General features: G+C 65.9%; 11 protein-coding genes. 2 read left to right on the forward strand and 9 right to left on the reverse strand.

The window, feature by feature from the left end; all coding sequences use genetic code 11:
* Positions 1 to 12: 12 nt before the first annotated feature.
* The gene (locus tag D7325_RS07190; protein ID WP_120994870.1) at positions 13 to 336 is read left to right on the forward strand and encodes a DUF3392 domain-containing protein; all 324 of its coding nucleotides are present in this window, start codon (positions 13 to 15) and stop codon (positions 334 to 336) included.
* A gap of 31 nt (positions 337 to 367) precedes the next feature.
* Here the strand turns inward: D7325_RS07190 and D7325_RS07195 are convergent, their stop codons facing one another.
* From D7325_RS07195 to D7325_RS07215, 5 genes are all read right to left on the reverse strand, one after another.
* Complete coding sequence (locus D7325_RS07195; protein WP_120994871.1) at positions 368 to 1702, reverse strand: DUF1329 domain-containing protein; 1335 nt, start codon at positions 1700 to 1702, stop codon at positions 368 to 370.
* Positions 1703 to 1792: 90 nt separating this feature from the next.
* Complete coding sequence (trmB, locus tag D7325_RS07200; RefSeq protein WP_120994872.1) at positions 1793 to 2503, reverse strand: tRNA (guanosine(46)-N7)-methyltransferase TrmB; 711 nt, start codon at positions 2501 to 2503, stop codon at positions 1793 to 1795.
* A 42-nt stretch (positions 2504 to 2545) separates the two neighbouring features.
* The gene (locus tag D7325_RS07205; RefSeq protein ID WP_120994873.1) at positions 2546 to 3340 is read right to left on the reverse strand and encodes a thiazole synthase; all 795 of its coding nucleotides are present in this window, start codon (positions 3338 to 3340) and stop codon (positions 2546 to 2548) included.
* Between the two features lie 101 nt (positions 3341 to 3441).
* Positions 3442 to 3642: a sulfur carrier protein ThiS gene (gene thiS, locus D7325_RS07210; RefSeq protein WP_120994874.1), complete on the reverse strand. Its 201-nt coding sequence runs from the start codon at positions 3640 to 3642 to the stop codon at positions 3442 to 3444.
* A 75-nt stretch (positions 3643 to 3717) separates the two neighbouring features.
* Positions 3718 to 4089, reverse strand: a complete 372-nt coding sequence (locus tag D7325_RS07215; RefSeq protein ID WP_120994875.1) for a DUF423 domain-containing protein — start codon at positions 4087 to 4089, stop codon at positions 3718 to 3720.
* Between the two features lie 68 nt (positions 4090 to 4157).
* Here D7325_RS07215 and mtgA point away from each other — a divergent pair, with 68 nt between their 5' ends.
* Complete coding sequence (gene mtgA, locus D7325_RS07220; protein ID WP_120994876.1) at positions 4158 to 4865, forward strand: monofunctional biosynthetic peptidoglycan transglycosylase; 708 nt, start codon at positions 4158 to 4160, stop codon at positions 4863 to 4865.
* A gap of 204 nt (positions 4866 to 5069) precedes the next feature.
* Here mtgA and rpoH read toward each other — a convergent pair whose 3' ends face one another.
* The 4 genes from rpoH to ftsY all read right to left on the reverse strand — a co-directional run bounded on the left by rpoH (position 5070) and on the right by ftsY (position 9050).
* Positions 5070 to 5924: an RNA polymerase sigma factor RpoH gene (rpoH, locus tag D7325_RS07225; protein WP_120994877.1), complete on the reverse strand. Its 855-nt coding sequence runs from the start codon at positions 5922 to 5924 to the stop codon at positions 5070 to 5072.
* A 111-nt stretch (positions 5925 to 6035) separates the two neighbouring features.
* Positions 6036 to 7043: a permease-like cell division protein FtsX gene (gene ftsX, locus D7325_RS07230; RefSeq protein ID WP_120994878.1), complete on the reverse strand. Its 1008-nt coding sequence runs from the start codon at positions 7041 to 7043 to the stop codon at positions 6036 to 6038.
* The gene (gene ftsE / locus D7325_RS07235) at positions 7043 to 7711 is read right to left on the reverse strand and encodes a cell division ATP-binding protein FtsE (RefSeq protein WP_120994879.1); all 669 of its coding nucleotides are present in this window, start codon (positions 7709 to 7711) and stop codon (positions 7043 to 7045) included. Before ftsE ends, ftsX begins: the two co-directional genes overlap by 1 nt.
* 4 nt (positions 7712 to 7715) lie before the next feature.
* Positions 7716 to 9050, reverse strand: coding sequence for a signal recognition particle-docking protein FtsY (gene ftsY / locus D7325_RS07240; protein ID WP_120994880.1), 1335 nt, complete (start codon positions 9048 to 9050; stop codon positions 7716 to 7718).
* Positions 9051 to 9157 lie beyond the last annotated feature (107 nt).

Genomic DNA, 9157 nt, shown 5'->3' on the forward strand with positions numbered 1-9157 from the left:
AGGACGGACCGAATGGATCTGCTGATGGACCTCATCGCCACGCTATCGCGCTGGAGCCGCAGCCACCTCTACGACATCTCGTTGGCCATCATGGCCACGCTGCTGGTGCTCTTCGGGCCCAGCATCAATGCCTGGGTGCAACGGTCGATCGCCAGCCTCAACTTCGTGCTGCGTACGCTGATCTTCGTGCTGGTGTGCGCGGTGGGCTACGGACTGGCGCTGGTTTACCTGACGCCATTCCTGGCGCACGGGCTGGGCTACTTCACCAACTACACCCTGGCGCCGGTGCTGCTGTTGGTCTTCTTCGTGATCGGGGTGATGGCCGACCGACGCTGAGCGTCGGCCGGGATGAGAACGCGGCGGGCGGTCAGTTGCCGCGACGCAGCGCCTGCGGGGAGAAATCGCGGGGGCTGAGCTCGACCGAGAAGTCGTACATCGGGTCGTTGTTGTCCAGCCCGTCGACGAAGTAGTTGCCGCCCTCGAGGTCGTAGAGGGTCTCGAGCGTGCTGTTGAACATCGGCACTTCGTAGTAGCTGATCGGATGACTTTCCTGCACGCCGATCAACTCGCCTTCTTCGTTGTACAGATCGACGGCAAGGACCTGCCAGCTGTCCTCGTCGATATAGAAGCGGCGCTTGTGGTAGGGATGGCTGAAGCTCGGACGCAGCACGGCGTCGACGATCCAGACACGATGCAGCTCGTAGCGCAGCAGCTCGGGGTTCAGCGTGCGGGCGCCGACGATGGTGTCGTTCGACAGCCCTTCCTGATGGACGGCATAGCTGTTGTAGGGCACCAGCATTTCGCGCTTGCCGTGCAGCGTCCACTCGTAGCGATCCGGCGCGCCGTTATAGACGTCGACCACGTCGGCGGTCGCCAGGCCGCTGGTGTCGGGCTGCAGCGAGTCGTAGGCCAGCGACGGCAGGCGACGCACACGGCGATCGTCAGGGCTGTAGCGCCAGGCCTTGCGAACCGACAGCACCTGATCGAGCGTGTCTTCGACCACCAGCGCCGTGCCGGAGAGTTTGGCCGGTTCCGTGACCTTGTACTTGTAGTACAGCAGCGTGTTGTCCATGTCCGCGACGGTCATACCTTCACGGTTGTAGACGTAAAAGATGTGGCGATCGCGCTTGATGTAGTTGGGCTTGCCGCCGACCACCACCGCCTGGCTGTTGACCATGTGGGTCTGTTCGCCCTTGTAGTGCAGGATGTGGTTCCAGATGGCCTCCAGGCCATTTTGCGGCAGCGGGAACGGAATGCCGCCCACGGCGCCCTGGATACCGTTGCCGTTGGCGATCAGCTCGGTAGTTTCGGCGTTCTTGCGGGTCTCGTCGTAGATCCGCTGCGGCGCCGCGGCGCTGCGACGCGTCGGGAAGACGCGCAGGTAGAAGTCGGGGTGGGTCTCGATCAGCGCGCGCAAGCCATCGGGCAGATAGTCGGCGTGCTGTGCCAGGTTGCTCTTGTCGACGCGATACAGCACCGCATCGCCGGCGAACGGATCAGGGTGATGCATGCCCGGCTCGTAACCGGCCGGCGGCTGCACCCCACCCGTCCAGGCCGGAATCGAGCCGGCCGTGTTACCTGCCATCTCCGCCCCCAGGGGCGTGAGATCAGCCCCCAGCCGGGCTGCCTGAGTGCCATCCACCTTGGCCTGCGCCTGCGCGGCCAATGCCGTTAGCAACAAAACGCCGATCTTCCTGTGCATCCTTTTCTCCTTCATGGCGCGCCGGCGCCATGCGCGGCCGGCCGCCGAAGCGGTGCCGCAGTCGTTGTGTGTGTTGGATTTTGTAGTTATCTAGTGCTGGCGCTGAAACTTGAGGTCCCAGACGCCGTGTCCGAGGCGTTCGCCCCGCCGTTCGAACTTGGTTACCGGGCGCTCCGGCGGGCGAGGCACGTAGCGACCGTCTTCGGCCAGGTTGGCATAGCCCGGCGCGACATTCATGATCTCCAGCATGTGCTCGGCATAAGGCTCCCAATCGGTCGCCATGTGCAGCAGCCCGCCGACCCGGAGCTTGCGGCGGACCAGCTCGGCGAACGCCGGCTGGACGATGCGGCGCTTGTGGTGGCGGCTCTTGTGCCAGGGGTCCGGAAAGAACAGCAGGACCCGGTCGAGCGAGGCGTCCGGCACGCAGCGGGCGAGCACTTCCAGCGCATCGCAGCTGTAGACCCGCACATTGTCGAGCTGCTCGCCCAGCAGGCCGGACAGCAAGGCGCCCACCCCTGGCTTGTGCACCTCCACGCCAATGAAATCCTGCTCGGGTGCGGTACGCGCCATTTCCAGCAGCGAGTGGCCCATGCCGAAGCCGATCTCGAAGGTACGCGGCGCCTGCCGGCCAAAGACCTGGTCGAAATCCTGGCAGCCCTGTTCCAGTTCGAGACCGAAACGCGGCCACCCCTGATCGAGACCGCGTTGCTGCCCTTCGGTGGTACGCCCGGCGCGCATCACGAAGCTCTTGACCGTGCGCAGGCGTGGCGCACCCTGCGCCGTATCGGAGGTTTCACTCATTGGGAACTACCTGGAAAACGCGCCCGGCTGGCGGGCGCGGTATCAGCGGACCAGCCCCTCCATCGGGGACGAGGCGCTGGCATAGAGTTTCTTCGGCATGCGCCCGGCCAGATAGGCCAGTCGGCCGGCCTCGATCGCATGGCGCATGGCGCGGGCCATCATCACCGGCTGCTGCGCATGGGCGATCGCGCTGTTCATCAGCACGGCCTCGCAGCCCAGCTCCATCGCGATGGTCGCGTCGGACGCCGTACCCACGCCCGCATCCACCAGCACCGGCACGGTGGCTTCCTCGAGGATGATGCGCAGGTTATAGGGGTTGCAGATGCCCAGCCCGGTGCCGATCAGGCCGGCCAGCGGCATGACGGCGATGCAGCCCATCTGCGCCAGTTGCCGCGCGATGATCGGGTCGTCGCTGGTGTAGACCATCACGTCGAACCCGTCGGCGATCAGCGTCTCGGCCGCTTTCAGGGTTTCGATGACGTTGGGAAACAGCGTCTTCTGGTCGGCGAGCACTTCCAGCTTGACCAGGTTGTGGCCATCGAGCAGTTCACGGGCCAGCCGGCAGGTGCGCACCGCTTCTACCGCGTCGTAGCAACCGGCGGTGTTCGGCAGGATGGTGTAGCGATCCGGCGAAATCACGTCCAGCAGGTTGGGCTCGTCCGGGTTCTGGCCGATATTGGTACGGCGAACCGCGACGGTGACGATCTCAGCCCCTGACGCCTCGATGGCTTCGCGGGTTTCGGTCATGTCCTTGTACTTGCCGGTGCCGACCAGCAAGCGCGATTGGTAGGTACGACCGGCGAGAACGAAGGGCTTGTCGGCGGGAACTGGGTTCATCGATGTTTCCTCATGTCAGGCGGGCGACGGATGACCCCGCATCGCCAGCACGGGTTGGCCCGGTGCGACGATGCTGGCGGACCGTCGCAACGCGCCGGCAATCAGCCTCCGCCGATGGCGTGCACCACTTCGACGCGATCGCCCTCCTTCAAGGGCGTGGCCGGATGCTGGCTGCGGGGCACGATGTCCAGGTTCAGCTCGACCGCAACGCGGCGGCCGGCCAGTTCGAGACGCTCGAGCAGGTCTGTGATCGTCGCGCCATCGGACACTTCGAATGGCTCGCCATTGAGCTGGATACGCATGGGGTCGGCCTTTTTTGCGGGCCGCGCATTCTAGCCTGAAGCGCAATGGGGTCCAAGCGACACGCCGCCCTCCCGTCAGGCCATGCGCCAGCCTGCGATCAGCAGGCATGCCCAACCCGCCATGAAACACAGCCCGCCGAGCGGCGTGACCATGCCGAGCTTGCCGACGCCCGTCAGGGTGAGCAGGTACAGGCTGCCGGAGAACAGCAGGATTCCACCAACGAACGAAGCACCCGCCGCGGTCACCAGGCGGCCTGGCGCGTGCATCGCCAGCAAGGCCACCCCGAACAGCGCCAGCGCGTGCACCAGCTGATACAGCACGCCCGTCTGGAACACCGCCAGGTACTCGGCGCTCAGGCGGCCGCGCAATCCGTGGGACGCGAAGGCGCCAAGGGCGACGCCGGTAAGGCCGAAAAAGGCGGCCAGGGGCAGAAAGGCACGAATCATGAGGGCTCCGGTCATAAGCGTGAGGCTGCTGCCTATAATGGCCCTCCGTGAAGCTCCCGACCAATCCCATGTTCTGCTCCCTGACTCGCCGCCTGCTCAAGCTCGCGCTCTACCTCGGCCTCGCCTCGATGGGCCTGGTCCTCATGCTGCGCTGGGTACCGCCGCCATTCACGGCGCTGATGATCGAGCGCAAGATCGAATCCTGGGGCACCGGGGAGGCGATCGACCTCGAGCGTGACTGGCGCCCCTGGGCGGAACTACCCGGCAACCTGAAGATGTCGGTCATCGCAGCCGAGGACCAGAAGTTCGCCGAGCACTGGGGGTTCGACTTCGCCGCCATCCGCGCCGCGATCGAGCACAACGAAGAAGGCGGCTCGCTGCGCGGCGCCAGCACGCTGAGTCAGCAGGTCGCCAAGAACCTCTTCCTCTGGTCCGATCGCAGCTGGCTGCGCAAGGGCCTGGAAGTCTGGTTCACGGCATTGATCGAACTCTTCTGGCCCAAGCAGCGCATCCTCGAGGTCTACCTCAACAGCGTCGAATGGGGTGACGGCATCTTCGGTGCCGAGGCGGCGGCGCGCCATCACTTCGACAAGGGCGCGCCTGACCTGTCGGATCGCCAGGCCAGCCTGCTCGCCGCCGTGCTCCCGAACCCGCGCGAATGGAGCGCCAGCCGGCCGACCGCCTATATCGAACGCCGCGCGCGCTGGATACGTCAGCAGGTCCGCCAGCTTGGCGGTACGAACTACCTGGCAGAGATGCGCACGCCGCACCCTTGAGGCGCGTGCGCGCCGAAGCTCGCCGAGAAGACGGCAGGCGTGCACGGAAGGTTTCGATGCCATCGGCCGCAGCCGAACACGGCGCCCGCGTTCACCGCAGCGGCGGCGGCAACCGGAGCGCCCGCCGGGACCGCATCGGAAGGGTCGCCGCAGAAACGAAAAGGCCGCACCTCGGGGTGCGGCCTTTTGCATCTGCCGGCTGCATTACGCCTGCAGGGTACCTTTGAGCTTGTTCAGCGCGTTCTTTTCCAACTGCCGGATACGTTCGGCGGAGACGTTGTACTTGGCAGCTAGGTCATGCAGCGTCACCTTGTCATCCGACAGCCAGCGCTGTTGCAGGATGTCGCGGCTGCGCTCGTCCAGCCCCTCGAGCGCTTCATGCAGGTTGGTCGACGAACTGTCGCTCCAGTCAGCATCCTCGAGCTGGCGGGCCGGGTCGTAGCGATGGTCTTCCAGATAGTGCGCCGGCGACTGGTAGGCGCTGTCATCGTCCGCGTCCTCGGCCGGATCGAAAGCCATGTCCTGCCCGGTGAGGCGGCTTTCCATTTCGCGCACTTCATGCGGCTCGACGCCCAGGCTGTCGGCCACGGCGCGCACTTCGTCGTTGTTCAGCCAGGCCAGACGCTTCTTCTGGCTGCGCAGGTTGAAGAACAGCTTGCGCTGGGCCTTGGTGGTCGCGACCTTGACGATGCGCCAGTTGCGCAGGATGAACTCGTGGATCTCGGCCCGGATCCAGTGCACGGCGAACGACACCAGCCGCACACCCATTTCCGGATTGAAGCGCTTGACCGCCTTCATCAGGCCGACGTTGCCTTCCTGGATCAGATCGGCCTGGGCCAGCCCGTAGCCCGAGTAGCTGCGGGCGATATGAACGACGAAACGCAGGTGGGCCAGCACCATTTGCCGGGCAGCATCGAGATCCTGATGGTAGTAGAGGCGTCCGGCCAACTCGCGCTCCTGCTCCAGCGTCAACAGCGGCAGGCTGTTGACCGTCTGCACATAGGCCTCGAGATTCGCACCCGGAACCAGCGCCTGAACAGGTTGCAGAGATGTAGTCATGCAGATCCTCCAGCTCGTGAGCTGCGGAAGTTTATCATTGCCCCCTCGGACTGCAAGCCTGTGGAAAAGTTCCCGACAAGCAAACTAAAAGGCTTGAATATCAAGAGGTTATCAGCGAGGCGCCAATTCGCTCAGATGGCGTGCGACCGCCAGCCACGCACCGATGTAGCCCAGCAATATCGCCCCTAGAACCAGCGACAGGCCATCCTCGCCCGGCACGCCGGCCAGCGCAAAATCACTGCCATAGAGGCCCGCCAGACGAACCACCGCCTCGTTGAGCCAGCCCAGCCCGTAGGCCAGCAGCAGCCAGGCGAGCAGACCGGCGCCGAGGCCGTACAGCGCTCCCATATAAAGGAAGGGCCGGCGCACGTAGCCGTCGGTTCCGCCCACCAGCTTCACCACCTCGATCTCGGTACGGCGGTTCTCGATGTGCAGGCGGATGGTGTTGCCGATCACCAGCAACAGCGTCGCCACCAGCAGCAGCGTCAGACCGAAGACGAAGCGATCGCCCAGCTTGAGAATCGCACTCAGGCGCTCGACCCAGACGAGGTCCAGCTGCGCCTGCTCGACGCCCGGCAATTCGGCCAGCTGCTGGCGCAGCGATTCCAGCTTGGCGCGGTCGATCTCGCGGGGCGTCACCACGATCACGCCCGGCAGCGGGTTGTCCGGCAGTTCACGCAACGCCTCGCCCAGTCCCGACAACTGCTGGAACTCTTCGAGCGCCTGCTCACGGCTGACCCAGGCGGCGTCCGCCACGTCCGGCCAGTCGGCAATCTGCTCGCGCAGCGCCGTCCCGGCCTCGTTACGCACATCCAGCTCCATGTAGAGCGAAATCTGGGCGGCGCGCTGCCAGGACCCGCCAAGCCGCTCGATGTTGTCGAGCAAAAGTGCCAGGCCCATCGGCAGGCTCAGCGCGACCGCCATGACCAGGCAAGTGAAGAAGCTGCCGATCGGCTGCTTGCCGAGCCGCTTGAGGCTGTCGACCAGACTCGCCCGATGGCTTTCCAGCCAGGCGTGGAACAGCGCCTTGAAGCCCGGCTCGTCGCTTTGCGGTTCGGGCTTGCGGCCCGAGCCCCCGACGCGCTCGGCCGGTTTGGATTCCGGTGTCGAAGCCGCCATCAGCCCGCCTCCCCGTCGCCGATCAGGCGTCCACGCTGCAGGGTCAGCATGCGATGACGCATGCGGGCGATCAGCGCCAGGTCATGGCTGGCGATCAGCACCGTGGTGCCCAGTTTGTTGATGTCTTCGAACACCGCCATGATCTCCGCCGCCAGCCGCGGATCGAGGTTGCCGGTGGGTTCGTCGGCCAGCAGCAAGGCCGGCTGGTGGACCACCGCCCGCGCGATGCCGACCCGCTGCTGCTGCCCGGTCGACAGGTCCGCCGGGAACTGCAAGGCCTTGTCCTTCAGACTCACCCGCTCCAGCGCCGTCATGACCCGCTGGCCGATCTCGCGCTTGCCGAGCCCGAGGATCTGCATCGGCAGGGCGACGTTGTCGAACACCGTCCGGTCGAACAGCAGCTGATGGTTCTGAAACACCACGCCGATCTGCCGGCGCAGGAAGGGAATCTGCGCATTGGTGATGCGCGACAGGTCCTGCCCGGCCAGCAGCAGCTTGCCGCTGGTCGGTCGTTCCATTGCCAGCAGCAACCGCAACAAGGTGCTCTTGCCGGCCCCGGAGTGGCCAGTGACGAACAGAAATTCCCCGCGCTGCACGCGGAACGACAATTCATGCAGGCCCACATGGCCGTTGGCGTAGCGTTTGCCCACCTGTTCGAAGCGGATCACGCCATCAGGCCTCTTTATCCGTGAACAAGGCCTGGACGAAGGCGTCCGCCTCGAACGTGCGCAGGTCATCGATGGTCTCGCCGACCCCAATAAAGCGGATCGGCAAGCCGAACTGCTTGGCCAGGGCGAAGATCACCCCGCCCTTGGCCGTGCCATCGAGCTTGGTCAGCACCAGGCCGGTGAGCTCGACCGACTGGTTGAACTGGCGCGTCTGGCTGATCGCGTTCTGCCCGGTGCCGGCATCGAGCACCAGCAGCACTTCATGCGGCGCGGTCTCATCCAGCTTGCCCATGACCCGACGGACCTTCTTCAGCTCCTCCATCAGGTTGTCCTTGGTGTGCAGGCGCCCGGCGGTGTCCGCGATGAGCACGTCCACGCCGCGGGCCTTGGCGGCCTGCACCGCATCGAAGATCACCGACGCCGAGTCGGCCCCGGTGTGCTGCGCGATGACCGGAATGGCGTTGCGCTCGCCCCAGATCTGCAACTGCTCGACCGCGGCCGCACGGAAGGTGTCGCCGGCGGCCAGCATGACTTTCTTGCCGTCGCGCTGAAGCTTCTTGGCCAGCTTGCCGATGGTGGTGGTCTTGCCGACGCCGTTCACGCCGACCACGAGGATGACGTAGGGACGCTTCGCCGCGTCGATCTGCAAGGGCTGCTCGACCGGCCGCAGCAGCGCCGCCAGCTCCTCCTGCAACGCCTTGTACAGCGCGCCGCTGTCGGACAGCTCCTTGCGCGCGACGCTGCGGGTGAGGTTCTGGACGATCACCGCGGTGGCCTCGACGCCGACGTCGGCCATCAGCAGGCGCGTCTCGATGTCTTCGAGCAACTCGTCGTCGATCGCCTTCTTGCCCAGGAACAGGCTGGCCATGCCCTCGCCGATGCTGGCGCTGGTCTTGGACAGCCCCTGGCGCAGGCGCGCGAAAAAGCCTGCGCGGGCCGGCGCCGTGGGCGCTTCGGGTTCCTCGACCGGCGTGGGCGTCGGCTGTGGCTCTTCGACCGGCTCGTCCGGCAGCGGGACCGGCTCGGGGGTCGGCTCGGGCTCGGTGACAGGCTCAGGGGTGGAGGCAGGCTCGGGTTGCGGCTCGTCCTGCGGCTCGAGGACCGGCTGCAGCTCCGCGAGCAGCTCGGCGCGGGTGGGCTCTTCCGGTGCGGTCGGCTCGACCAGTTGCTCGATGGCCTGCTGGTCCGGCTTGTCGGCGAACGGCTGGCTGTCTTCCAGCGGCTCGGTGGCGGGCGGTTCGGCGGCCGGGGTCTGCGGCTTTCGGCGAAGCCAGCCGAAGAGGCCCTTCTTCTCGCCGGATTCTGCCGGCGCCTTCTTGTCGTCGTTGGAACCAAACATGGAGGGGGCATTCTCAAAGGTGCGGATCGCCGACGTCTCGCCGGCCAGACGGTGCCGTATCCTAGCACCTCGCTCGACGCCAACGCTAAGACCGGGCCGGGCGGCGT

The sequence above is a fragment of the Stutzerimonas urumqiensis genome, assembly GCF_003640395.1.
Taxonomy (GTDB): domain Bacteria; phylum Pseudomonadota; class Gammaproteobacteria; order Pseudomonadales; family Pseudomonadaceae; genus Stutzerimonas; species Stutzerimonas urumqiensis.